We start from the raw sequence: 23,136 nt of genomic DNA on the forward strand, positions 1-23,136 counted from the left end.
CTCCGCTCGAGGCAGGATCGGTCCCACCTGTCGCTCCGACACGGGAGGACCCCGATGCCGCGCACTCCGTTCTTCGACTCCGCCACCGGCCGCGCTTTCCGTCGCAGCTACGACGCCGTCCTGGCGAAATGGCCCGACGGCACCACCGTCGACGACGTCCCCTCGCGGTTCGGTACCACCCGCGTCACCGCCTGCGGACCGGACGGGGCGCCACCCGTCGTGCTCCTTCCCGGTGGCGGCGCGACCTCCACGGTCTGGTTCGCCCACGCGGTCGCGCTGAGTGCGTCCCATCGGGTGTTCGCCGTGGACCTCATCGGCGACGTCGGGCGCAGCGTCCCCTCGGGTGATCCGGTTCGCACGGTCGACGACCTGCTCGACTGGCTCCGTTCGGTCCTAGACGGCCTCGGCCTCGCGCGACCGTCGCTCGTGGGTCACTCGTACGGCGCCATGATCGCCCTCGCCTTCGTACTGCGGGAACCGGACCGGGTGGACCGGTCGGTGCTGCTCGACCCGAACTCGTGCTTCGCCGGCATGAAACCCGGCTACCTGTTGCGGGCGTTGCCGACTCTCGTCCGCCCGACCGAGGCGCGGCAGCGTGCCTTCCTGGCATGGGAGACGGCCGGGGCTCCGCTCGACGCGGACTGGCTCGACCTCGCGGCCCACGGCGCACGCTTTCCGACGGGGAAGACGGTCGTGCCGAAGCGACCCTCCGTGACTGCGCTGCGTCGCCTGACTGCGGACACGACCGTCGTCCTCGCTCCGCACAGCCGGGTCCACGACGCCGCGACCGTGGCCCGCACCGTCCGGGAGGTGTCGCCCGTCTGCCGGGTCGTCGTGCTGTCGTCGGGCACCCATCACAGCCTGCCGATGCACCCGCGGGACGAAGTGGAGGCGGCTTTGCGCGAGGCCCTCGGCGAGGGTCGATCCGCAGAGAAGTGATCTAGATCACATATACTGAAGTGTGTGGAGTATGTGCTGGTCACCACGACGTTTCCCGCCGCGGGCCCGCGATTCTCCTCGCCGCAGAGGTCCGGCAACGTTGGAGACGTGGAACCGGCCTCGGTACCGTTGATGGCGATCGACCTGCCCGAAACGGGCGAATGGAAGTGAGACCATGGGCAGCTCTTCGGGTACAGAGCGCATTGCGGAATACCCCAGACCCTCGCACACCCTCCTCCACCTCACCGACACCCATCTCGTGGGTGGAGAAGAACGCCTCTACGGCGCGGTGGACGCCGACACCCGGCTCGGACAGATCCTCGACGACATCCGGGCGTCGCAGGTCAAGCCGGACGCACTCGTCTTCACCGGCGACCTGGCCGACCGCGGTCAGTCCGACGCCTACCGCAAGCTCCGAGACCTCGTCGAGCCGCTCGCCGAGGCGCTCGACGCGGAGATCGTGTGGGCGATGGGCAACCACGACGACCGCGCGACCTTCCGCACCCAGCTGCTCGACCAGGAACCGACGGGCGCGCCGATCGACCGGGTGCACGACATCAACGGCCTGCGCGTCGTCGTGCTCGACACCTCGGTTCCGGGACACCACCACGGCGAGGTGACCGCCGAGCAGCTGTCCTGGCTCGCCGACGAACTCGACACCACCGCCCGGTTCGGAACCGTTCTGGCCCTTCACCATCCGCCGGTGCCGAGCGTGTTCGACATGGCGGTTCTCGTCGAGCTCCGCGACCAGGCGGGCCTCGCCGAGGTGCTGCGCGGCACCGACGTGCGGGCCATCCTCGGCGGGCACCTGCACTACTCCACCTCGGCGACCTTCGCGGGCATCCCGGTGTCGGTGGCGTCGTCGACCTGCTACACCCAGGACCTCAACGTGCCGGTCGGCTCGCAGCGCGGGCACGACGGGGCGCAAGGCTTCAACCTCGTGCACGTCTATCCCGACACGATCGTGCACTCGGTGGTCCCGGCGGGCAGCTACGCCACCGTCGGGCAGCCGCACTCCGCGGAGGATGCAGAGCGTCTCCTCGCCGAGGCCGGAATCCGCATCCCGGAGAACCCCGACCTGACGGTGCGTATCTAGCCGGACCCGGCAGGACCGCAACGGTCCCGCCGGGTTCGCGTATCAGCCCGGGTAGTCGGTCTCCCAGGGCGCAGGGATCGGGTAGTACCGCTCGAGGAACTGCGTGACCTTCGCCGTCCGCAGCTCCAGGTCCACCTCGGGCGTGCTGCCGTCGTTGAGGCAGAACATGTCGAGCTTGCGCTTCGCGAGGATCGTGTCGAGTTCGCGCAGCCCGGCGTACGAGGTGGTGTCGACGTACTGCACCTTCGCCGTGGTCTGCTGCACCGCCCGACCGGTCATCAGCGCGTAGTAGTGGTAGAAGGAGTTCGTCACCGAGATGTTCTCGGCGCCGCGGAACTGGCTGGCCGCCGTCGCCGCGAACTCCTTAGGGAACTCGCGTTCCATCTCCGCCATGATCGACCGCCGCAGGGGCACCGGCGAGTGTTCGAGGTGCCGGGTGATCGTCACCCCGAAGCGTTCCTTCAGCAACCGGCGGTTCACGCGCGCCGAATTCTCGAACCCGCTGCGCGCGGCGTGGTTCCGGCCCAGACCGATCCGCACGTCGCATTCGACGAACTTGCTGACTCCGCCGCCGGTGAAGAACAGGCTCGGGCTCACGGGACGGCCGAGGAACATGTCGTCGTTCGAGTACAGGAAGTACTCGGACAGTCCCGGGATGTGGTGCAGCTGCGACTCCACCGCCATCGAGTTGTAGGTGGGCAGCACCGTCGGATCGGCGAAGAACTCCTCGCTGCGCACGAACGTCACCCGCGGGTCGTCGGCCAGCCAGGCCGGCCTGGGGGAATCGGTCGCGACGAAGATGCGACGCACCCACGGCGCGTACATGTGCACCGCGCGCAGCGCGTACTTGAGCTCGTCGATCTGCCGGTATCGCGCCGGTGAATCGTCACCCTCGCCGACGACGTAGTTCTGCATCAGCCGGGCACGCTCGGCCTGGAACGACTTCGACGATCCGTCGACCCACGAGAAGACCATATCGATCTCGAAGGGGACGTCCCAGGGATGCAGGTCGAACATTCCTTCGATGGTCGGCCACAGCTGCCCGTACCGTTCGACCGTCGTGCGGCGCATCTCGTCGCGCAGGGCGGTCTCCCGGCTCAGGGCGTTCGGACGCGGCATGATCACCTCGTCGTCGGTGTACGACCACAGTTCGATCTGCACACCGTTCGACGCGCCGTAGCGCAGACCGCTGGTCAGTTCCACCCGCGGGCGGAACAGCCGCAGGACCCGCGCCTTGCTGCGGTGCGACAGGCGACCGTCCGCGATCAGCAGCGGGCGGTGCTTCGACCCGACCGTCTTCGCGTAGAACGGCTCGGATCCGCACCCGTCCACGAGGGCGGTGAGCAGCCGCTTCCGGTCGGCCCAGTCGATTGCGAGGATCGGCCGGGTGGTCTCGTCGCGCACCAGCAGGTAGTCGATCCCGGCGTCGTCGAGTACCCGGCGCAGGAAGAGCAGGTCCTCGATCTGTGCCTGGTGCGGGGTCGTGGTGGTGATCGGGATGGCGTAGCGGTCCTCGAACCACACCGACTCCGGACGGCACGTGGGGGTGCCGTGGACGCGCGGCGGGGTGTCTCCGACGGGCTGCGGAAGGGAGACGTAGGAAGCATTGTGTGGGGCCGGCGGGTGCGTCGGAATCTCCTTTCGTGCGTCGGGACGGGAATGGCATATTTTAACGTGGATCTGAGCTAAGTGCTCGCCGTGAGGATGTGACGATCCCGTGAACCGGTAGCGGATGCCCGCGGCCCCGCGGTGTAGCCTGTGCCCAGGACTCGACACGGGGTGCCGGAAACGGCTGAGAGAACACCCGTCGAACCTGATCTCGATCATGCGAGCGAAGGGATGCCGAGCCGGCGAACGGGCCAGAGGTCCGTCGCTGTCACGCACCCTTCCCGACAGAAGGGAAGGCACGGAACATGTCCTTGCAGAACCAGGTCGTACTCGTCACCGGCGCCGGCCGCGGACTCGGCCGCGCCATCGCGCAGGCGTTCGCCGACGAAGGGGCCGCCGTGGTCCTCGACTACCGCACCAGCGGCGACGCCGCCCGCGAACTGGCCGAGAAGATCGGCGCCGACCGCGCGGTCGCGCTCCGGGCCGACGTCACCGACCGCGCCCAGGTCGACGCCCTGTTCGCGCAGGCCCGCGAGCACTTCGGACGCCCGGTCACCGCCGTCGTCAACAACGCCCTGCCGGACTTCTCCTTCAACGGCGACGCCCGCGACAAGGCCGACGAGATCGCCTACGGCGCGTTCGGAGCCCAGTTCGACGGCGTGATCGCCGGCGCCCTCAACGTCATCCAGGCGGCGCTGCCCGGCATGCGGGAGGTCGGGGGCGGCAGCATCGTCAACGTCGGCACCAACCTCGTCCAGAACCCGGTGGTCCCGTACCACGACTACACCGCGGCCAAGGCGGCCCTGCTGTCGCTGACCCGCACCTTCGCTGCCGACCTCGGCCCCGACGGCATCCGCGTCAACATGGTCTCCGGCGGTCTGCTGCGCACCACCGACGCGTCCGCCGCGACCCCCGAGGCGGTCTTCGACCTCATCGCCTCGTCCACGCCGCTGCGGAAGGTGACCACCCCCGAGGACTTCGCCGCGGCGATGCTGTTCTTCGTCTCCGACTGGTCGCGCGCCGTGACCGGCCAGAACCTCGTGGTCGACGGCGGTCTGGTGATGAACTGATGGCCGCACCCCGCAGCCTGCACCTCAACGCCTTCCTCTACGGCGTCGGACACCACTCCTCGGCGTGGCGGCACCCCGATTCGGCCGCCGAACGGCTCGGCGACATCGCCTGGTTCGAGGACCTCGCCCGCACCGCCGAACGCGGATGCCTCGACGCGGTGTTCTTCGCCGACGGGCACAGCGTCGACCCGAAGTACACCGCCGGCACCACCTGGTTCCTCGAGCCGATCACCGCGCTGTCCGCGATGGCCCGCGCCACCACCCGCATCGGCCTGGTCACCACGGTCTCGGCGAGTTTCTTCACGCCCTTCCACGCGGCGCGGATGCTCGCCTCGCTCGACCACATCAGCGGGGGACGGGTCGGTGCGAACATCGTCACCTCGATGTTCGACGAGGAGGCCCGCAACCACGGCTTCGACGCGCTGCCGCCGCACGCCGAGCGGTACGCGCGCGCAGAGGAATTCATCGAGGTGCTCTGCGCCCTGTGGGATTCCTGGGACGACGGTGCCCTGATCGTCGACCGGGAGGGCGGCCGCTATCTCGACGCCGAGACGATCCGCCCGATCGACCACCGCGGCAAGCACTTCCGCGTCGACGGACCGCTCACCGTGCCGCGCTGCCCGCAGGGCCGTCCGGTGCTGTTCCAGGCCGGAGCGTCGGAGACGGGCCGCGACCTCGCCGCGCGGCACGCCGAGGCGGTCTACTCCGTCGCCTGGGACATGTCCGCCGCCCTCGACTACGCCACCGACCTGCGCGCCCGGATATCCTCCGCGGGACGCGATCCCGGCTCGGTTGCGATCCTGCCCGGCCTCGTCACCTATGTCGGGCGCACCGAGGAGGAGGCGTGGGCGAAGAAGGCCGACCTCGACGCGTTCCTCGACGTCGACGCGGCCCTCACCCAGCTCGGCGTGTTCACCGGGCAGGACTACACCGGGCACGACCTCGACGCGCCGGTCGCCGACCTGCCACCCATCGAGGAGTTCACCGGACCGCAGGGCCGCTACGCGACGGTGCAGCGGATCATCGAGACCCGCCGCCCCACGCTGCGGGAACTGCTCGGCTACCTCGCGGCGGGCGGTGGACACGCCACGATGATCGGCACCCCCGAATCCGTCGCCGACAGCATCGAGGAGTGGTTCACCTCCGGCGCCTGCGACGGCTTCAACCTCATGTGCCCGGCCTATCCCGACTCGCTCGACGACTTCGTCGACCTCGTCGTCCCGGAGTTGCAGCGGCGCGGGCTGTTCCGCACCGAATATCCCGGGACGACGCTGCGGGACTCGCTCGGGCTGAAACGGGTCTAGCGGATCAGCCGCCCGGTGTGGGCGCCGGCGTGCTCGCCTCCGTTCCGGGGGCGCGCGCCGGGTCGCCCGGCGGCTGGTACTGCGAGCCGTAGAAGATCGGCAGGATGCCCTTGACGAGGGTCAGCGCCGAACCCTCACCCGAGGGCACCGCCGACAGGTTGGTGAGCACGACGATCGTCAGGTCGGTCTCCGGGTCGTGGCCCATGAAGGTCATGAAGCCCGGTAGCTGACCGTCGTGCCCGAGCAGCGGGCCGAACTGGGCCATGCCGAGCCCGTAACCGGCGGTGGCCGCCCCCACCGGCTGGATACTGTCGAGCCGGGTCTGCTGCATCCGCTCGTCGAGCAGGCCACCGTCGACGAGAGCCTGCACGTAGGTGGTCAGGTCGTCGGCGGTCGAGATCGCCGCACCGGCCGTCCAGCCCCAGGACGGGTTGTCGTCGGTGTGGTCGTTCGGCTTCAACGTGCCCGCGACCGCCTCGGCCTGTTCCTCCTCGGGCAGCACGGAGGTCTCGAGGGTGGAGACGTTGGTACCGAACATGTAGCCCCGCGGGTGCGGATCCGGAATCGACGCGTCGTCGATCGCCGGGAACGAGGTGTCCTCGAGCCCGAGCGGGGTGAAGATGCGCTCTTCGAAGACCTCCGCGATCGGCTTGCCCGTCAGCTCCTCCACGACCAGCCCCAGCAGGACCGTGTTGGTGTTGCTGTACTCGAACTTCTCACCGGGCGCGAAGTTCACCGGATAGGAGAACGCGATCTCCAGCAGCTCCTCCTGCGTCCACGCCTTGCCCGGGTCGTCGTCCAGCGTCGCGTTGAGACCGGGATCGAAGCTGTAGCTGGGCAGGCCGCTGCGCATCTCGGCAAGCTGCGCGATGGTGATCTCGTCGCCGTTCGGGACCCCCTCGATGTACGTCGAGATCGGGTCGTCGAGCGACAGCAGACCCTCCTGCGCCAGCTGCAGGACGGCCGTGACCGTCATCGTCTTGGTGTTGCTGCCGACGCGGAAGTGGTCGTCGGCGGAGATCGGCTCACCCGTGTCGAGATCGCCCACCCCGAACGTCCCGGTCCAGTCGCCGAGTTCGGGGGAGCTGACCTGAACCACCGCACCGGGGATCGCGTTGTCGCGCATCAGCTGCTCGACCGTCGACTCGACATCCGCCACGTAGTCGGGTACCGCCTGGTCCGCGGGGGTCGACGACGGTTCGGACGCGGACTCGGTATCGCCGGAGCTGCACGCCGCGGCGGCCAGTAACGCCACCGTCGCGAGCGACGCTGCGAGGATCTTCATGTGTGGTCCGCCTTCGGGATCGGAGGGCCCGGAACAACGAGGGCGTTGTCATCGTGCCACGGATTCGGACATTTCCAGCGGTGACGGGTGAATTTTCACCCTGCCGGTCCGGCCTTCTCTTCGGTAGACTCGTGCCATCCTGGAACGGACCGAATCCGCCGGCGGAGGGCCGAACGATGAAGGCACTGGTATTCCACGGACCGGGGAAACGTTCCTGGGAGGACGTCCCCGACGCACGGATCCAGGACACCACCGATGCCGTGGTCCGCGTCGACGCGGTCACCATCTGCGGCACCGACCTCCACATCCTCGGTGGCGACGTACCCGAGGTGACCGACGGCCGCATCCTCGGGCACGAAGCGGTCGGCACGGTGGTCGAGGTGGGGGAGGGCGTACAGACCCTCGCTCCGGGAGACCGGGTGCTCGTCTCCTGCATCACCGCGTGCGGCACCTGCCGATTCTGCCGCGAGAGCCGGTACGGGCAGTGCATCGGTGGGGGCGGCTGGATCCTCGGGCACCTGATCGACGGCACCCAGGCCGAACTGGTCCGGGTTCCCTACGCCGACAACTCGACCCACCGCATCCCCGATGGGGTGAGCGACGAGCAGATGTTGATGCTCGCCGACATCCTGCCCACGTCCTACGAGGTGGGTGTGCTCAACGGCTGCCTGCGCCCCGCCGACGTCGTCGTGATCATCGGAGCCGGACCCATCGGGCTCGCCGCGGTCCTGTCCGCCCGATTGTTCAGCCCCAGCCGCATCGTCGCAGTCGACCTCGCCGACAGCCGCCTCGACGCCGCGCAGGCGTTCGGCGCGAACGTCGTGATCAACAGCGGTCGCGACGACGTGGCCGCCGTGGTCCGCGACCTCACCGGTGGTCTCGGCGCCGACGTCACCATCGAGGCGGTCGGCTACCCGGAGACCTTCGAGCAGGCGGTCGCGCTGGTGCGGCCGTGCGGGCACGTCGCCAACGTCGGTGTGCACGGCAGACCCGCGACCCTGCACCTCGAGGACATCTGGATCAAGAACCTGACCATCACCACCGGCCTGGTCGACACCTACTCCACCCCGACTCTCATCGGCCTGGTGCAGAGCGGGCAGCTCGACACCTCACCGATGATCACGCACCGCTTCGCCCTCGACGAGTTCGAGGAGGCCTACGACGTGTTCGCCCGAGCGGGGGAGACAGGTGCGCTGAAGGTGCTGCTCACCGCCGACCGCTGACTCACGCCCGGTTCGCGGCGTCCAGCAACTGCTGGATCTGCTCGCGGCTCACCCCGGGCACGAACCCGACGATCCGCCCGATCGGCATCGACGACGCCATCTTCAGGACGCTCTCGTCGATGCCGGCGTCGCCCAGCGCCCCGAACGCCTGCGCGAGGATGTCCGCCGCCGCGGGATTCTCGAGCAGTTCCCCGATCGACGAGTCCATGCTCAGCGGCAGGCGCACCGGATCGCCCGGCACGTCGACCGTGCACCGCTGCCGGATGTCGCGGCTCGACGCCCCGATCTCCACCGTGTACGTGCCGCCCTCGACGATCCACGAGTCCACGCGGGTGTCCCAGTAGGCCAGATCGTCGCGGCGTACGGGGATCTCGACGCGCCGCGACTCTCCGGGGTCGAGGTGGACCTTGGCGAACCCCTTCAGCTCCCGCGGCGGCCTCGTCACCGACGACGACGGCAACCCCACGTACACCTGCACGACCTCCGCGCCGGCCCGCGACCCCGTGTTCGCCACCGTCACGCGGACGGTGAGATCGGCGTCCCCCGAGGCATCGTCCACCGTGGCATCGGAGTACCCGAAGGTCGTGTACGACAGGCCGTGCCCGAAGGGGAAGGCCACGTCGAGATCCCGCGCGTCGTACCAGCGGTAACCGACGTGGAGGCCCTCGCCGTAGCGGACGTGCCCGAGCTCGCCGGGGAAGTTCCCGAAGGCCGGGGTGTCCTCGAGCCGGACGGGCACCGTCTCCGCGAGCCGGCCCGACGGGTTCACCACCCCGAACAGCACGTCCGCGACCGCACCACCACCGGCCTGCCCGAGCAGCCAGCCCTCCACGATCGCCGGAACCCGGTCGGCGAACCCGCTGAGCCGCACCACACCCCCGTTCGACAGCACGACCACGGTGCTCGGGTTCGCCGCCACCACCGCGTCGAGCAGCGCCGTCTGGTTCGCGGGCAGCTCGAGATCGTCGCGGTCGAAGCCCTCCGATTCCAGCTCGGCGGGCACCCCGAGGAACACGACGGCGACGTCGGCGGTGCGGGCCAGAGCGACGGCCTCGTCGACGAGCCCGGCCGAATCCGACCCGTCCGCGGCGTATCCGGCGGCGAACGCCACGTCGTTCGCCGCGAGCGCCCGGATCTCGTCGAGCGCATCGTCCAGGCGGGTCGGGTTGATCCGCGACGACCCGGCGCCCTGATAACGCGGATCGCGCGCGAGTTCCCCGATCACGGCGAGGCGGGTGTCCGGGGCGAGTGGGAGCAGGTCGTCGTCGTTCTTCAACAGGACGATGCATTGCCCGGCGACCTCCCGGGCCAGGACGTGGTGCGCGTCGGCGTCGAAGGACGCCTCCGGATCGGCCCCGGTGACGGCCCGGTCCACCAGCTCCAGCACGCGGATCGCGGCGGTGTCGAGGAGCGACTCGTCCAGCTCACCCGCCCGTACCGCGGCGACGATCTGCGCGTCGGTGCGGCCACCGGTGGACGGCATCTCGAGATCCAGACCCGCCGCGAGGGCGGCCACGCGGTCGTCGACGGCGCCCCAGTCGCTCACCACCAGACCCTCGAAACCCCACTGCTCACGCAGCAGCTCCGTGAGCAGCCACCGGTTGCGGGAAGCGAACACCCCGTTGATGCGGTTGTACGAGCACATCACCGTCCACGGCTGCGCCTCACGCACGACCCGCCGGAAACCGCGCAGGTAGATCTCGTGCAGAGGACGGGGATCGACGTCGGCGGAGACCCGCATCCGGTCGGTCTCCTGGTTGTTCACCGCGAAGTGCTTGAGCGACGCGCCCACACCCTGCGACTGGATACCGCGCACCAGGGCCGTGCCGAGGATGCCGGAGAGCAGCGGATCCTCCGACAGGTACTCGAAGTTCCGCCCGCACAGCGGCGACCGCTTGATGTTGATGCCCGGCCCGAGCAGCACCCCGACCTGCAGCGCCTGCGCCTCCTCACCGAGCGCCCGGCCGACCCGCTCGAGCAGGTCCGGATCGAACGAACACCCCAGCGCGACGGCCGGCGGGAAGCAGGTCGCCGGGACGGACGCATTCAGGCCCAGATGGTCACCGCCACCGGTCTGCTTCCGGACTCCGTGCGGGCCGTCGGTGAGCATGATCGACGGAACGTTCTCCCGCGGAACCGCTTCGGTGGACCAGAAGTCGCGGCCGCTGGTGAGCGACGCCTTCTCCTCCAGCGACAGTCGCGCCATGGTCTCCGCGGGGGAGCGACGAGTCGATTCGGTCATGCTGCTCCTTCACGCGGAATCGTGCCGACGTCCGTGACCATATCGGGGGTGGTGACCATGTTGTCGGAGGGACGGTCGAGAATGTCCGATCGTGCCGGAAATTTCCCGGGAGCAGGACGGTCGGAGGTCGACGTGATGGAGATGAGCGCACTCGCGAGCGGGGTGGCGGTACTGCCTCGTGACCACCGGTGGGTGGTCGTCGACGTCGAGACGTCGGGCATCCGTCCCAACGCCCACCGGGTGCTCAGCGTCGCCGCTCTGGTACTGCGCGAGGACGGCTCCGTCGAGAAGGAGTTCTCCACCCTCGTCGACCCCGGCTGCGATCCCGGGCCCGTGCACATCCACCGGCTCACTCGCGAACGGCTCGCCGGCTCCCCGCGCTTCGAGGACATCGCCTCCGACCTCGCCGAGGTCCTCGACGGTGCCACACTCGTCGCCCACAACGCGTCCTTCGACTACGGCTTCCTCGACGCCGAGTTCCGGCGGGCCGGTGGTGTCCTCCCGGCGAACCACCGCCTGTGCACGCTGGCGCTGTCGAGGCGGCTCGAACTCGACGTGCCGAACTACAAGCTGTCCACCCTCGCGCAACACTGGCAGGTGCAGCAGCTCCAGGAACACGACGCCTACGACGACGCGCGCGTGCTCTCCGAGGTGTTCGTGCGCAGCGCCGCGATGGCGGAGAACCTGCAGCTGCCGCTGCCCGTCGTGGACTGCCGCCGGCGCCGCACCGTCTATCCCGAGTCCGTGCCCCGGGTGCCGTGTGCGTGGAAGAACCCCGGCCGGCTCACCGAGGCGGGTCTCGTGCAGGGCATGAAGGTCGTGATCACCGGCCCGACCGCCACCCCACGGGTCGCGCTCGCCAACCGCATGACCGAGGCCGGGCTCGAGGTCATGAACAACGTGAGCCGGCAGACCGGCGTCGTCGTCTGCAACGACCCGGGCACCCGGACCACGAAGATCCGCAAGGCCCTCGCCGAGGGCATCCCGGTCATTTCCGAGCAGCGCCTCGAGGAACTGCTCACCCGGGTCCTGCCCGGTGAACCGAAGGTGACGACCACCGTCGACGTCGCCCCCGCCCCGAAGGCCGACCCGCAGCCACGGCTCCTGCAGGGACACAAGCCGAAGCTGTGGGCCGGTCGCCGGGTGCTGCTGCTCGGCGGCACCCACCTGCAGGCGGTGATGATGCGCTCGCGCCTCACCCAGCTCGGCGCGCGGCCCGCCCTCAACTTCACGGCCGCGGTCACCGACGTGCTGATCCTCGAGGGAGGGGAAGCCGACAAGCGCATGGCACGGGTCGTCGAGCGGCAGCTGCCGATCCTGCGACCGGAGGACGTCGATGCCGCCGTCGAGAAAGGAGTCGTCCCGCCGCACATGCGAACCGAGTCGCGGCTGACGGCACCGGTGTTGTCCCGCGGTGAGGTCATCGACCTGCCGTCGAAGACCCACCGCTGGGCCGTGAACGTCGCGTGGAAGGCCGAGGCGCTCGGCGACGAATTCGACCTCGACGTCGTCGCCTTCCTCCTCGGCGCCGACGAGAAGGTCGACACCGACGACGATTTCGTCTTCTACAACAACCCGCTCTACGACGACGGGGTGGTGGAGCTGACCCTCGACGGCAGCAGCGAGCAGTGCGTTCGTGTCGACCTCGCCGAACTTCCCGACGAGTGCGAACGCATCGCCGTCGCCGCCGCGATCGACGACGCCCGCACCTTCGGTGAACTCGGGGCCGTATCGGTCAGCGTCGACGGCGACGGCGGAACCGCAGCAACCTTCGTGCTCGACGCCGGGACCACCGAACGCACCATGGTGCTCACCGAGATCTACCGGCGCGCCGGCAAGTGGCGGCTGCGTGCGGTGGGGCAGGGGTACGACGACGACCTCGCCGCGCTCGCGCGCCGGTACGGTGTCGACGTCGAGGAGTGACGGCGAGGAGAACTGTTGTGAGCATTCGTATCCCGGAACAGCCGCGGTTCGCGCACGCCACGGAGGAGATCGTGTGGCGTGCCCTGGTCGAGCAGCTGGGCCCGAACGACCTCGTCGTCGCCAACCAGCGCGTCACCGACCACGACAAGGACCACGAGATCGACTTCGTCGTCGCCCTCGACGGCTACGGCGTGATCTGCCTCGAGGTCAAGGGAGGGGAGATCTGGTGCGAGAACGGCGACTGGTACCAGCACCGCCGCAGCGGCCCGACGGTCATCGATCCCGTCGAGCAGGTCCGCCGTGCCATGTACGCCCTGCGCCGGTACGTCGACAAGGACCCGCGGTGGACGCACGGGCACGTGCGGTGGGATCACGTCGTCGTCTTCCCCAACAGCAGCTTCGCCCCCGACTTCGCGATGCCGGAGTGCCCGCGCTGGAAGGTCGTCGACCGCGACGACCTCGCCGGGATCGTCGGCCGGTTGATGAAGGTGCTCGTCGACCAGGCGGTCGCGAAACCCGGCATCGACACCGACGGTATCGGTGAGCTGGCCGAGGTGCTGTCCGGGCGGGGAATGCCGCAGCGCGACGTGGTGGCGCGGGCCCTGGAGAACGAGGACACCTGCGACGTCCTCACCGCGCAGCAGGCGACGATCCTCGATGCGACCCGGCTGCTTCCGCGCGTCGAGGTGCGCGGCGGGGCGGGGAGCGGCAAGACCTTCCTCGCTCTGGAGAAGGCCCGGCGGCTCACGCGTGTCGGCAAACGTGTTGCCCTGATCTGTTATTCGCACGGACTCGCGTCGTATCTGGCGCGGATCACCGCGACCTGGCCCCGCAAGCACCGGCCCGCCTATGTCGGGGAGTTCCACGAACTCGGCCGGCTGTGGGGTGCACCCGAAGGCCCGCCGGAGAGTCTGCGCACCGAGCAGACCGTGCACTTCTGGGAACACGAACTCCCCGCTCGCATGGCCGAACTCGCCGCCGAGTTGCCCGACGGGCAACGGTTCGACGCCGTGGTCGTCGACGAGGCACAGGACTTCGCCGACGACTGGTGGCGCCCCGTCCTTGCGGCCCTGCGCGACGAGGACGCGGGGGAGATCTACGTCTTCAGCGACGAGGGGCAGCGGGTCTTCGACCGGCAGGGAGTGCCCCCGGTCGACCTGGTGCCGCTGGTACTGGACCAGAACATGCGCAACACCAAACAGATCGCCGGTTCCTTCGTCCCGCTGGTCGGCCAGCGCATGCGACTGCTCGGCGGCGACGGTCCCGAGGTCCGCTTCGTGCCCTGTCCCGCCGACGAGGCCCTGAACCGGGCCGACGACGCGATCGACGAACTGCTCGACGAGGGCTGGCGTCCCGAGGACGTCGCCCTGCTGGCGACGGGAAGCCGCCACCCCGAGCAGGTCGAGCGGCAGGCGGCGGGCCCCAAGGCGTACTGGGAGAGCTTCTGGGACACCGACCAGGTCTTCTACGGCCACGTCCTCGGCTTCAAGGGCCTGGAGCGACGCGCCGTGGTGCTGGCGGTGAACGAATCGACGCCCCAGGACCGTTCACGCGAACGGTTGTACGTCGGCCTGTCGCGTGCCCGCGACCAGCTCGTGGTGTGCGGCGACCCCGACTACATCCGCCAGGTCGGCGGGGAGGAGTTGCTGGGTCGCCTGGGTGGGTGACGGGCTCGCCGCGTCGGTGCTGTATGGGAATCCGCGCACGAGTTGGTCATTTGCACAGGTTGTGGAGGGCTCGAATGACTAGCTCGGTAGCGGATGCGATCCGTTGTCCGGGTCGATGGCGCCGAGTTGGCGGGCCAGTTCGGAGTTGGTGTCGAGAAACGCCTCGCCGCCGGCAGCGAAGGCGTCGCGGAGCTGGGTGAGCGCATCGATGAACTGCTCGACGCGTTCCACGGCGGATTCGGGTGTCCCAGATGCCTTGCGTCGGTAACCGGCAGCAAGTTGCTTGGCGGACTCAAACTCGCCGAAACCCTCTGTCCTCGAGAGTCGGTGAGCTTGTCTACGTGCATCTTCGAGCTCTGTAAGCATCGCGCCGCAGATGCGAACGACTTGATCGACGACGCTGGGCTCGAGCCTGACGAAGTCCACCATGGCAACTCCTTGTCAGTCCTGGATGTACGGCTCAATGGAGGTAACGAATTCGTCCATCCCTATGCACCACTCATTCTCTGGTGCAGGTCCAGGATGGTCGGTGTTGTAGAGCCGGGTGATGAAGACGACCCCGAAGGTCGTCTCAAGCGCATAGGTACATGCATCTCTGATGCTCGAGTCGACTTCCAGGAGTGCTGGGCGACCGTTGATGCTGGTGTGGGTCGCAAAGTGGCCGTTCTTATCTAGTTCTTCTTCGAGTGAGACGTTTCCGGCAAGGATGTTTAGACCGTATCCGCGTCTTACCCCGGGGATGTAGTCCTCTTTGCTGTAGGTGCAGCCGAGAAAGGTGTACCAACCCATGGGCATGTCTGCGAGTTCTTTTCCTGTGGCGTCGTACCCCTCCGCTTCCATCACCTCGTCGGGGATGTCGTAGCAAGGGTCGAAGATGACGGGCGGGCGGCCGGAGTCGTCGGTGATGCGAGGGGCGCGGGTGGTGGTCGTAACCGCCTCGCTTGCCTCGACTTCCGCGGCCGGACTCGGACCGCATCCAGTTACCGCTTCCCCGATCAATGCGAGTGCGACGATCGCCCGCCTGGCCATGTTCCCCCGATCTTGCCGTACGTTTGCTCACGAACTGGTTGTTCGTGCGCGTTCCGAAGTTGTGTGAGTGTCTATTTCGTTCGCGGACGGGTCAGGTGTCCGGGGCGATGGCACCGATCCGACGAGCCCACTCGGAGTTGGTGTCGAGAAAGGCCTCACCCCCGGCCGCGAAGGCATCGCGGAGTTCGGTGAGTGCTTCGATGAATTGCTCGACACGTTCCTTCGCGGACTCGGGGGTTCCTGCCGCCTTGCGTCGGTAGCCCGCAGCGAGTTGTTTTGCCGACTCGAAGTCACCGAACCCCTCTGTGACGGTCAGTTTCTCTGAGACTCGTGCCGCATCTCGAAGTTCAGCGAGCATGATGTTGCAGAGGCGCACGATCTCGTCGACGACGTGGGGCTCGAGGCGAACGATGTCATTCATGATCTTCCTGCGTTGATCAGGCTTGGATGAACGTTTCCAAAGTGCGCACGAGATCTTTGAACCCGGCGCACCATTCGTCCTGAGGGACGGGGCCGGCATGATCTTTGTGATGTATACGGCTGAATCCCACCATGCCGAAATCGGTCTGCAGGAAGTATCTGCATGTATCCCTGGTGCTCGGATCGACTTCGAGTAGAGCGCGCCGCCCGTTCACCTGTGTTTCTTCCGCAATGGTTCCGTTCTTTTCCAGTTCCTCGTCGAGTGAGACGTTGCCTGCCAGGACGAGGAGGTCGTAGCGAGCCAAGACCCCTGGGACACTGACCGTTCCTTCGTACCCGCATCCGAGGAAGGTGTACGAACCCATCGGCATGTCCTCGAGTTCCTTGCTCCCCGCGTCGTACCCCAGGTCTTCCATCACCTCGTCGGGGATGTCGTAGCAGGGGTCGAAGGTGACGGGTGGGCGGCCGGAGTCGTCGGTGATGCGAGGGGTGCGGGCGGTGGTCGTCTCACTCGCCTCGATCTCTACCGCTGGACTCGTGCTGCACGCTGAAATCGCAGCTGCGACGAATACGAGCGCGAGCGTTCCCCACCTGCTCATACGACCCCCCGATCGAATAGTCGCGGAGACGTTAGCACAGCGCACGCGAGTGGTGGAGAAGCGCGGACGGACGCATCCATCCGCTCACGAAATCGTCATCCGCGCGCGGCACGACACGCACGAACGACCAGCCGGCGAGCGGATACAGAGGGCCGGGGAGCAGGTCCGGCGCTTAACCGACACCGGGTGATTGCCGCGCAGCGGAACGGGCTACCCATTCGGGTAACCACAGAAGAATCGCAGTCGGGAGGCACGGTCATGAGTGACGACAGCTTCGGCGCGCAGGACATCCTGAAGGTCGACGGCACCGACTACCGGATCCACCGGATCGACAAGGTGCCCGGTTCGGAGCGCCTGCCCTACAGCCTCAAGGTTCTGCTCGAGAACCTGCTGCGCAACGAGGACGGACGGCTGGTGACCCGCGACCAGATCGAGGCGGTCGCAGGCTGGGACCCCAAGTCCGAACACAACCCGGAGATCCAGTTCTCCCCGGCCCGTGTGCTGATGCAGGACTTCACCGGCGTGCCCTGCGTGGTGGACCTCGTCGCGATGCGCGACGCCATGACCACCCAGGGCGGCGACCCGAAGCGGATCAACCCGCTGATCCCCACCGAGCTGGTCATCGATCACTCCGTGATCGCCGACGTCTTCGGCCGCGAGGACGCCTTCCGGATCAACACGGCTCTCGAGTTCGAACGCAACCGTGAGCGCTACGAGCTGCTGCGCTGGGCGCAGGGCGCGTTCGACGGGTTCAAGGTCGTCCCGCCCGGCACCGGCATCTGCCATCAGGTCAACCTCGAATACCTGGCCCGCGTCGTGTTCACCCGCGAGGACACCGACGGCATGCTCGTCGCCTATCCCGACTCCCTCGTCGGCACCGACTCGCACACCCCGATGATCAACGGCCTCGGTGTCGTCGGATGGGGTGTGGGCGGCATCGAGGCGGAGGCGGCGATGCTCGGCCAGCCCGCGTCGATGCTCATCCCGCAGGTGGTGGGGTTCAAGCTCACCGGGGAGCTGCGGGAGGGCACCACCGCCACCGACCTCGTGCTCACCGTCGCGGAGAAGTTGCGTAAGACGGGGGTGGTGGGCAAGTTCGTCGAGTTCTTCGGCCCGGGCGTGGCGAACGTGCCGCTCGCCAACCGCGCGACCATCGGCAACATGAGCCCCGAATACGGCTCGACGATCTCGATCTTCCCCATCGACGACGCGACCCTCGACTACCTGCGACTCACCGGCCGCCCCGCGGACCGCATCGCCCTCGTCGAGGCGTACGCGAAGGAACAGGGGCTGTGGCACGACCCCGACCGTGAACCCGAGTACAGCCAGGTCGTCGAACTCGACCTGTCCACCGTGCGACCGTCCATCGCCGGACCCAAGCGACCCCAGGATCGCATCCCCGTCGCGCTCGCTCCCGACGCCGTCACCGCCCTGCTCAACGGCGAGGAGGTACCCGACGTCGTCTCTCGGATGCAGACCAGCGACGTCGACGAGGGGTCGATCGAATCGTTCCCCGCGAGCGATCCGGTGTCGGTGAAGGGTGAGGACACGAGCGCACCGCCGCGCGAACCGGTGCCCGACGAGGCCGACACGTCGGCGCCGCCGTCGAAGAAGGTCCCGGTGCGCATCGGTGACGGCGACGAGTTCGAACTCGACCACGGGCACGTCGTGATCGCCGCGATCACCTCGTGCACCAATACGTCGAACCCGTCGGTGATGATCGGCGCGGCGCTGCTCGCCAAGAACGCCGTCGAGAGGGGACTGCGCAGCAAACCCTGGGTGAAGACGTCCCTCGCGCCCGGCTCGCGCATTGTCACCGACTACTACGAGCACGCGGGCCTGACGCCCTATCTCGAGAAGCTCGGCTTCCACCTCGTCGGTTACGGCTGCACGACCTGCATCGGCAATTCCGGTCCGCTACCGGAGGAGATCGCGGCCGCGATCGACGAGAACGACCTCGACGTCTCGGCCGTGCTGTCGGGCAACCGCAACTTCGAGGGTCGCATCCATCCGCAGACGAAGATGAACTTCCTCGCGTCCCCGCCGCTGGTCATCGCCTACGCCCTCGCCGGGTCGATGCTCGTCGACCTGTTCGACGACCCGCTCGGCACCGACGCCGACGGCAACGACGTCCACCTCCGCGACATCTGGCCGACCACCCAGCAGATACAGGAGGTCATCGACGACTGCGTCCGCGCGGAGATGTTCGACTCCGGCTACCAGGACGTCTACACGGGCGACGAGACGTGGCGGAACCTCGACGTCCCCGACAGCGAGGTGTTCGAGTGGAAGGAGGAGTCGACGTACGTGCGGCGGCCTCCGTACTTCGAGAACATGCCGGCAGACCCCGAGCCGCTGCGCGACATCGAAGGAGCGCGCGTGCTGGCGCTGCTCGGCGACTCGGTGACCACCGACCACATCTCCCCGGCCGGTTCCATCCGACGCGACAGCCCCGCCGGTCGCTACCTGCAGGAACACGGAGTCGAGCAGTCGGACTTCAACTCCTACGGATCGCGACGCGGCAACCACGAGGTGATGATCCGCGGCACCTTCGCGAACATCCGGCTGCGCAACCGGCTGGTGCCGGACGTCGAAGGTGGCGTCACCCGCTACCTGCCGACCGACGAGCAGATGAGCATCTACGACGCCGCGCAGAAGTACGCCGAGGACGGCACCCCGCTGATCGTTCTCGCCGGCGTCGAGTACGGATCGGGCTCGTCCCGCGACTGGGCCGCCAAGGGCACCCTCCTGCTGGGGGTGCGTGCGGTGATCGCGCAGTCGTACGAGCGCATCCACCGTTCCAACCTGATCGGCATGGGTGTCCTGCCGCTGCAGTTCCCCGACGGCGAATCCGCCGAGAGCCTGGGACTGACGGGGGAGGAGGAGTTCACGATCACCGGGCTGGCCGGCAGCGACGACATTCCGGAGACCGTGCGCGTGCGCGCGGGGGACAACGAGTTCGACGCGACAGTGCGGATCGACACCCCCGCGGAAGGCGAGTACTTCCGCCACGGCGGGATTCTGCGCTACGTTCTCCGGCAGCTCGCGGAATAGCCCGGATACACCCGTCTGTACACCTGTCGGATTTCTGTCGTCCGAACGGATGATGGAAATCCGACAGTTCTTCTTCTATCGAAGGCAAGTTCCGGACGTTACAGTCATATTTCTCACAAGGGATGGTGGAGTCGGGTCGAGGTATCTCGTCGTGCTCGTGAAGCTGCAGTCGGTCTGATGGAGTTCGAGCCTCCTGCCGAGTAACCCGTACACGGCTCGATCTTTCGGATCTCGCCCCGTCCAACCTGATTCGGTATGAATGCTCGGAGTACGAGGGTGTACGGAGTGGCGGCTTGACACTTCTCGGAATTGAAACCTGCGCGCCGTCTCGATGTTCTCCATCGGTCAATTCGTATGGATGTGATGGGAATCACAGCGTGGCATGTTGGCGGTAATTCCGCGGGACGTCATCATTAGTGCCGTAATGTCCCTTACGGCATTGACCGTTCCCCTACGTTAGGAGACACATATGTTCGACGAACTCGCGGAGCTGCTCGACGGCGGCGCGGTCGAGACCCTGGTCGACCTGCTGAAGCTCGTCAGCAGCCTGTCGGACGTCATCGGCAGCGTCTCTGATCTGGCCAGCGGAAGCGCTGACGCTCAGTAGTCTCAGCTCCACGAATGAGCCCCGGAGACCTTGTCTCCGGGGCTCATTCGTTCGGGGAAGTCTTGTGCGGAGGAACCGCACACGCATTCACTATGGCATCGAGATGAAGGTCAACGGGTCGGCCTTCTCGAAGCGACCCGAAACATTGCCTGCGAGTCCACCTTCCAGGGCTGTGTCGCCGAGGAGGTCGAGCTTCCCCGCCGGCGCACCTTCGGAGAAGTCCAGCTCGTCGAGATCGACCCACACGATGTTGGGGCGCGTCGTCGACTCGAACACATAGCGCTTGTTGGTGAGATCGGCGACCGTCTGCCAGATCGTCTGCGACACGAACGGCTTACCCGGTGCGGGTGTTCGGAACGGCTGCGCGACGTTCCGGATGACGCTGAACATCCCCGCGATCGCCTGCACCCGGCTCTGTGGCTCCGGGAGTCGTTCGACGTAATGTGCTGCGCGAGCGAACCTGTCGGTCGCGCTGCCGGTTCCGCCGATCGGTTCGTCGCCGCCGAAGCCCCGCACCTGTTTCAGTAAGTCCAGCTGCTCGCCGTAGGCGGGGGAGTTGGTCATGACGGCGTAGTCGTGGCTGTGCCACACCGTCGGGGTGCCGTCGAGATACTCGATAACAGCGGAATCGCCCGTCGCGTCGTCGAGGGCGAGATGCACGGCCGGCACCTCACCGGTGGCCGGGTCGCCGAGCGGCACGACCTGCACCTGCGTCTTCTCGATCCACTCGACCGCCTCCGCGACGGTCGCGAAGTTGTCGAGGAAGTACTGCATCCACACGGCGACGCTGAGGGCGGGTCGGCTCTTGTCGTATGTCCCGTAGTCGGATTCGGTCAGCCACAGGATGTGGCCGCCGAGTCCCGCTTCGTTCATGCCGTCGACGGTCATCATGTCGTAGGCAGCGGCGACGACACTGCCGTACTTCGCCGTCCACGACAGGTGCCCGCCGACCCCGTCGTCGCGTTCGATCCCGCGGGGCAGGGACCACAGGTTGGTGGCCGTGTCGCGGTGGTAGTCCATGTTCCGTCCGACGAGCACGTCGCCGGACGGTCCGGTCCACACGACACGGGTGCACATATTCGACACCTTTCCGCGCACGGTGTACGTCACCTGTATGAAAGCCTCGCGCGGCGACATCGGGCTCGCATTCCTTGTCGCCGCACGAGGTTCGTGTGAAGTTGTATCACGCAGCAGACGCGATCGATGCCGTGGTGGGGACCGACGCGGGTTAAGCCCGGGGGTGAATTCCCGGTCTCACCACGAGCCGGAAACCAGCGCCTCGTGAATCCGCTCGACCCGCTCGTCGTCCTCGACCCCGAGGATGTCCGCCCAGAAGTACACGGCCTCGTCGGTGTAGGCATGGCCGTGCCCGCCGGGGACCTCGGCGGCGAACACCATGTCCAGGGTGACCTGCCAGAAGGTCACGAACGGGATCCACGTCATGCCCTTGTCGATGTCGGTGCCGCGCTCTTCCTTCAGCCAATCGGGGCGGTGCCGGATCAGGCGGGTGGACCACCACACGATCGGGTCGCTGGGATGCTGCCAGTACACGATGCGGGGGAACTCCCAGTCGCGCAGACCGTCGACGTCGGTCAGGTCGGCGGGGGTCGCGGCGAAGCGCACGTTCTGCCCGCCGTAGACGACGGGCAGGATCTCCCGGCTGCCGGGGTCGCGTGAATCGGTGATGCGGCGCCACTGCTCCGTGAAGTTCGGTGTGCCCATCCACAGTGCGCCGTCGGAACGGGTGATCATGTCCTGTGCCCCGGAGAACGCCGACTGGCCACCGTAGGAGCCCAGGGACTCACCGAAGAGAAGCAGCTTCGGGCGGCTCTCCGGGTCGAGGGTGCTCCACTTCGCGTAGACCGCTTCGAAGAGTGCGCGACCCGCGTTGCGGGGTGAGACGCGGTCGGCGAGGAACGCCAGCGGGCTCGCCAGGAAGGAGTACTGCATCGCGGCGATCGCCGAGTTCCCGTCTGCCAGGAATTCGAGGCCCGCCGCGACGTTCTGGTTGACCCAGCCGCGGCCGGTGGTCGTCACGACGGCGAGGTAGTCGCGGTCGAAGGCGTCAGTGCGCTCGAGCTCGGCGACCACGCGGGAGGCGAGGAAGTCCATCTCCCCGGTCTCCGACAGGTCACCGGCGTCGTCGAGAGCGCGGTAGCCCGCATACACGCGGATCGGCATCATCGCCGGCCGGCCGGTCGCGGCGGTGATCTCCTCCGGCGTCGGCCCTCCGGCGACGAACGTGCGACCCTCACGACCCAGCGAATCCCACGACTCGTTCGACGCCGGGGAGCCGGAACGCTCGGGTGCCTGCGGCTGCTCCACACCGTCGGCCGTTCCCTCGTCGACGGCCCGCGCCGACCCGTTCGCGATGCGCGCGATCTCGACGGTGAGGATGCCGTCCACCGCGAGGGCGACGACGAGCCCGACCACCACGACGCTCACCACCCGCGCGACCGGGGTCGGCAATACCCGGGTGACCAGCCGCGTCAGCGCCTGTGCGAGACGTCGCAGGCCACGGCCGATGACCAGCAGGAGCAACGCCACGACCAGCGTGACGGCCAGGACCCCGAGATAGTCCCAGCCGCTTCCCGGTTCCAGACCCACGAGTTCACGGCTGATGTCCTGCCACCACGACCCGAGGACGAGGAAGGTCGGCACGACCACCACAGCCACCGCCGCGAGCAGGTACCAGCCGATCCTTTTCAGCGTCGGCGACCAGTCCGTGACGAACCCGCACTTGCGCCCTACCCACGCGACCAGCACCCCGAGTCCGTAGCCCGTCACCACACTGATGCCCGTCGCGACACCCTGCAGATACCAGGCGCGGGGGAGCAACGACGGCGACAGCGACCAGCAGTAGAACAGCAACGCGACGGCCAGCCCCACCGGGTGGAAACGCGCGAGCCGGCGCAGCAGTCCGGCCCGGAAGCGGGCGGCGAACGACGGTGCGGGCTCCGGGGGCGCGGGTGGTGTTCCGAGGGTCGAGGTCATCGGCATCGCCTTCGTCGGATCGGTCGGGTCCTACGGGTTCGTAGGAGGATATGGCGAACTGACGGAATGCGAGGCC

Annotated in this window: 19 protein-coding genes and 1 riboswitch; of the genes, 10 read left to right on the forward strand and 9 right to left on the reverse strand. The window is 67.9% G+C overall.

Features of this window, described 5'->3' with window-relative positions; genetic code table 11:
- Nucleotides 1-54 precede the first annotated feature (54 nt).
- Genes OED52_RS06385 through OED52_RS06395 form a run of 3 tightly spaced genes read left to right on the forward strand, consistent with a single transcriptional unit; the run spans nt 55 to nt 2,035 of the window.
- Nucleotides 55-939 carry an alpha/beta fold hydrolase gene (locus OED52_RS06385; protein WP_264153829.1) on the forward strand — a complete coding sequence of 295 codons (885 nt, stop codon included), beginning with the start codon at nt 55-57 and terminating at the stop codon, nt 937-939.
- A 24-nt stretch (nt 940-963) separates the two neighbouring features.
- On the forward strand, nt 964-1,110 hold the full coding sequence (locus OED52_RS06390; protein ID WP_264153830.1) for a hypothetical protein: 147 nt from the start codon (nt 964-966) through the stop codon (nt 1,108-1,110).
- A 4-nt stretch (nt 1,111-1,114) separates the two neighbouring features.
- Nucleotides 1,115-2,035 carry a phosphodiesterase gene (locus OED52_RS06395; protein ID WP_264153831.1) on the forward strand — a complete coding sequence of 307 codons (921 nt, stop codon included), beginning with the start codon at nt 1,115-1,117 and terminating at the stop codon, nt 2,033-2,035.
- A gap of 42 nt (nt 2,036-2,077) precedes the next feature.
- Here the strand turns inward: OED52_RS06395 and OED52_RS06400 are convergent, their stop codons facing one another.
- The gene (locus tag OED52_RS06400) at nt 2,078-3,559 is read right to left on the reverse strand and encodes a stealth family protein (RefSeq protein ID WP_264153832.1); all 1,482 of its coding nucleotides are present in this window, start codon (nt 3,557-3,559) and stop codon (nt 2,078-2,080) included.
- A gap of 241 nt (nt 3,560-3,800) precedes the next feature.
- Nucleotides 3,801-3,892: riboswitch (TPP riboswitch) on the forward strand.
- A gap of 56 nt (nt 3,893-3,948) precedes the next feature.
- Between OED52_RS06400 and OED52_RS06405 the strand changes: the two genes are divergently transcribed.
- Nucleotides 3,949-4,713 carry a 3-oxoacyl-ACP reductase gene (locus OED52_RS06405; protein ID WP_264153833.1) on the forward strand — a complete coding sequence of 255 codons (765 nt, stop codon included), beginning with the start codon at nt 3,949-3,951 and terminating at the stop codon, nt 4,711-4,713.
- The gene (locus OED52_RS06410; RefSeq protein ID WP_264153834.1) at nt 4,713-6,017 is read left to right on the forward strand and encodes an LLM class flavin-dependent oxidoreductase; all 1,305 of its coding nucleotides are present in this window, start codon (nt 4,713-4,715) and stop codon (nt 6,015-6,017) included. Before OED52_RS06405 ends, OED52_RS06410 begins: the two co-directional genes overlap by 1 nt.
- A gap of 4 nt (nt 6,018-6,021) precedes the next feature.
- Here OED52_RS06410 and OED52_RS06415 read toward each other — a convergent pair whose 3' ends face one another.
- Nucleotides 6,022-7,302: a serine hydrolase domain-containing protein gene (locus tag OED52_RS06415; protein ID WP_264153835.1), complete on the reverse strand. Its 1,281-nt coding sequence runs from the start codon at nt 7,300-7,302 to the stop codon at nt 6,022-6,024.
- A 176-nt stretch (nt 7,303-7,478) separates the two neighbouring features.
- Between OED52_RS06415 and OED52_RS06420 the strand changes: the two genes are divergently transcribed.
- On the forward strand, nt 7,479-8,525 hold the full coding sequence (locus OED52_RS06420) for a zinc-dependent alcohol dehydrogenase family protein (RefSeq protein ID WP_264153836.1): 1,047 nt from the start codon (nt 7,479-7,481) through the stop codon (nt 8,523-8,525).
- Nucleotide 8,526: 1 nt separating this feature from the next.
- Here OED52_RS06420 and OED52_RS06425 read toward each other — a convergent pair whose 3' ends face one another.
- On the reverse strand, nt 8,527-10,767 hold the full coding sequence (locus OED52_RS06425; RefSeq protein ID WP_264153837.1) for a glycoside hydrolase family 3 C-terminal domain-containing protein: 2,241 nt from the start codon (nt 10,765-10,767) through the stop codon (nt 8,527-8,529).
- A 141-nt stretch (nt 10,768-10,908) separates the two neighbouring features.
- On the opposite strand from OED52_RS06425, the gene OED52_RS06430 reads away from it, so the two are divergent.
- Together OED52_RS06430 and OED52_RS06435 are read left to right on the forward strand one after the other, a co-directional pair.
- Nucleotides 10,909-12,690, forward strand: a complete 1,782-nt coding sequence (locus OED52_RS06430) for a TerD family protein (protein ID WP_264153838.1) — start codon at nt 10,909-10,911, stop codon at nt 12,688-12,690.
- 17 nt (nt 12,691-12,707) lie between these two features.
- Nucleotides 12,708-14,357, forward strand: a complete 1,650-nt coding sequence (locus tag OED52_RS06435) for a nuclease-related domain-containing DEAD/DEAH box helicase (protein ID WP_264153839.1) — start codon at nt 12,708-12,710, stop codon at nt 14,355-14,357.
- A 78-nt stretch (nt 14,358-14,435) separates the two neighbouring features.
- Here OED52_RS06435 and OED52_RS06440 read toward each other — a convergent pair whose 3' ends face one another.
- The 4 genes from OED52_RS06440 to OED52_RS06455 all read right to left on the reverse strand — a co-directional run bounded on the left by OED52_RS06440 (nt 14,436) and on the right by OED52_RS06455 (nt 16,405).
- Entirely contained in the window at nt 14,436-14,786 is a 351-nt protein-coding gene (locus OED52_RS06440; RefSeq protein ID WP_264153840.1) for a hypothetical protein, read from the reverse strand.
- Between the two features lie 12 nt (nt 14,787-14,798).
- Nucleotides 14,799-15,386, reverse strand: coding sequence for a DUF3558 domain-containing protein (locus tag OED52_RS06445; protein ID WP_264153841.1), 588 nt, complete (start codon nt 15,384-15,386; stop codon nt 14,799-14,801).
- 91 nt (nt 15,387-15,477) lie between these two features.
- Nucleotides 15,478-15,807, reverse strand: coding sequence for a hypothetical protein (locus OED52_RS06450; protein ID WP_264153842.1), 330 nt, complete (start codon nt 15,805-15,807; stop codon nt 15,478-15,480).
- Between the two features lie 16 nt (nt 15,808-15,823).
- Entirely contained in the window at nt 15,824-16,405 is a 582-nt protein-coding gene (locus OED52_RS06455) for a DUF3558 domain-containing protein (RefSeq protein WP_264153843.1), read from the reverse strand.
- Nucleotides 16,406-16,663: 258 nt separating this feature from the next.
- Between OED52_RS06455 and acnA the strand changes: the two genes are divergently transcribed.
- Both acnA and OED52_RS06465 read left to right on the forward strand, forming a co-directional pair.
- Nucleotides 16,664-19,459: an aconitate hydratase gene (gene acnA / locus OED52_RS06460; RefSeq protein ID WP_264153844.1), complete on the forward strand. Its 2,796-nt coding sequence runs from the start codon at nt 16,664-16,666 to the stop codon at nt 19,457-19,459.
- A gap of 469 nt (nt 19,460-19,928) precedes the next feature.
- Nucleotides 19,929-20,066 (forward strand): hypothetical protein, encoded by a 138-nt coding sequence (locus OED52_RS06465; protein ID WP_264153845.1) that lies wholly within the window; start codon nt 19,929-19,931, stop codon nt 20,064-20,066.
- Between the two features lie 90 nt (nt 20,067-20,156).
- Here OED52_RS06465 and OED52_RS06470 read toward each other — a convergent pair whose 3' ends face one another.
- Nucleotides 20,157-21,143 carry a linear amide C-N hydrolase gene (locus tag OED52_RS06470; protein ID WP_264153846.1) on the reverse strand — a complete coding sequence of 329 codons (987 nt, stop codon included), beginning with the start codon at nt 21,141-21,143 and terminating at the stop codon, nt 20,157-20,159.
- A gap of 177 nt (nt 21,144-21,320) precedes the next feature.
- The gene (locus OED52_RS06475) at nt 21,321-23,060 is read right to left on the reverse strand and encodes an alpha/beta hydrolase (RefSeq protein WP_264153847.1); all 1,740 of its coding nucleotides are present in this window, start codon (nt 23,058-23,060) and stop codon (nt 21,321-21,323) included.
- Nucleotides 23,061-23,136 lie beyond the last annotated feature (76 nt).

It is taken from the genome of Rhodococcus sp. Z13 (assembly GCF_025837095.1).
In the GTDB taxonomy this organism is placed as follows: domain Bacteria; phylum Actinomycetota; class Actinomycetes; order Mycobacteriales; family Mycobacteriaceae; genus Rhodococcus; species Rhodococcus sacchari.

What these genes read in the sequence shown, in the direction of transcription:
- OED52_RS06440 (WP_264153840.1), bottom strand. Translation starts at nt 14,786, where the DNA reads ATGGTGGACTTCGTCAGGCTCGAGCCCAGCGTCGTCGATCAAGTCGTT.
- OED52_RS06470 (WP_264153846.1), bottom strand. Translation starts at nt 21,143, where the DNA reads ATGTGCACCCGTGTCGTGTGGACCGGACCGTCCGGCGACGTGCTCGTC.
- OED52_RS06420 (WP_264153836.1), top strand. Translation starts at nt 7,479, where the DNA reads ATGAAGGCACTGGTATTCCACGGACCGGGGAAACGTTCCTGGGAGGAC.
- OED52_RS06410 (WP_264153834.1), top strand. Translation starts at nt 4,713, where the DNA reads ATGGCCGCACCCCGCAGCCTGCACCTCAACGCCTTCCTCTACGGCGTC.
- OED52_RS06475 (WP_264153847.1), bottom strand. Translation starts at nt 23,060, where the DNA reads ATGACCTCGACCCTCGGAACACCACCCGCGCCCCCGGAGCCCGCACCG.
- OED52_RS06415 (WP_264153835.1), bottom strand. Translation starts at nt 7,302, where the DNA reads ATGAAGATCCTCGCAGCGTCGCTCGCGACGGTGGCGTTACTGGCCGCC.
- acnA (WP_264153844.1), top strand. Translation starts at nt 16,664, where the DNA reads ATGAGTGACGACAGCTTCGGCGCGCAGGACATCCTGAAGGTCGACGGC.
- OED52_RS06405 (WP_264153833.1), top strand. Translation starts at nt 3,949, where the DNA reads ATGTCCTTGCAGAACCAGGTCGTACTCGTCACCGGCGCCGGCCGCGGA.
- OED52_RS06395 (WP_264153831.1), top strand. Translation starts at nt 1,115, where the DNA reads ATGGGCAGCTCTTCGGGTACAGAGCGCATTGCGGAATACCCCAGACCC.
- OED52_RS06445 (WP_264153841.1), bottom strand. Translation starts at nt 15,386, where the DNA reads ATGGCCAGGCGGGCGATCGTCGCACTCGCATTGATCGGGGAAGCGGTA.
- OED52_RS06450 (WP_264153842.1), bottom strand. Translation starts at nt 15,807, where the DNA reads ATGAATGACATCGTTCGCCTCGAGCCCCACGTCGTCGACGAGATCGTG.
- OED52_RS06455 (WP_264153843.1), bottom strand. Translation starts at nt 16,405, where the DNA reads ATGAGCAGGTGGGGAACGCTCGCGCTCGTATTCGTCGCAGCTGCGATT.
- OED52_RS06425 (WP_264153837.1), bottom strand. Translation starts at nt 10,767, where the DNA reads ATGACCGAATCGACTCGTCGCTCCCCCGCGGAGACCATGGCGCGACTG.
- OED52_RS06385 (WP_264153829.1), top strand. Translation starts at nt 55, where the DNA reads ATGCCGCGCACTCCGTTCTTCGACTCCGCCACCGGCCGCGCTTTCCGT.
- OED52_RS06465 (WP_264153845.1), top strand. Translation starts at nt 19,929, where the DNA reads ATGTTCGACGAACTCGCGGAGCTGCTCGACGGCGGCGCGGTCGAGACC.
- OED52_RS06430 (WP_264153838.1), top strand. Translation starts at nt 10,909, where the DNA reads ATGAGCGCACTCGCGAGCGGGGTGGCGGTACTGCCTCGTGACCACCGG.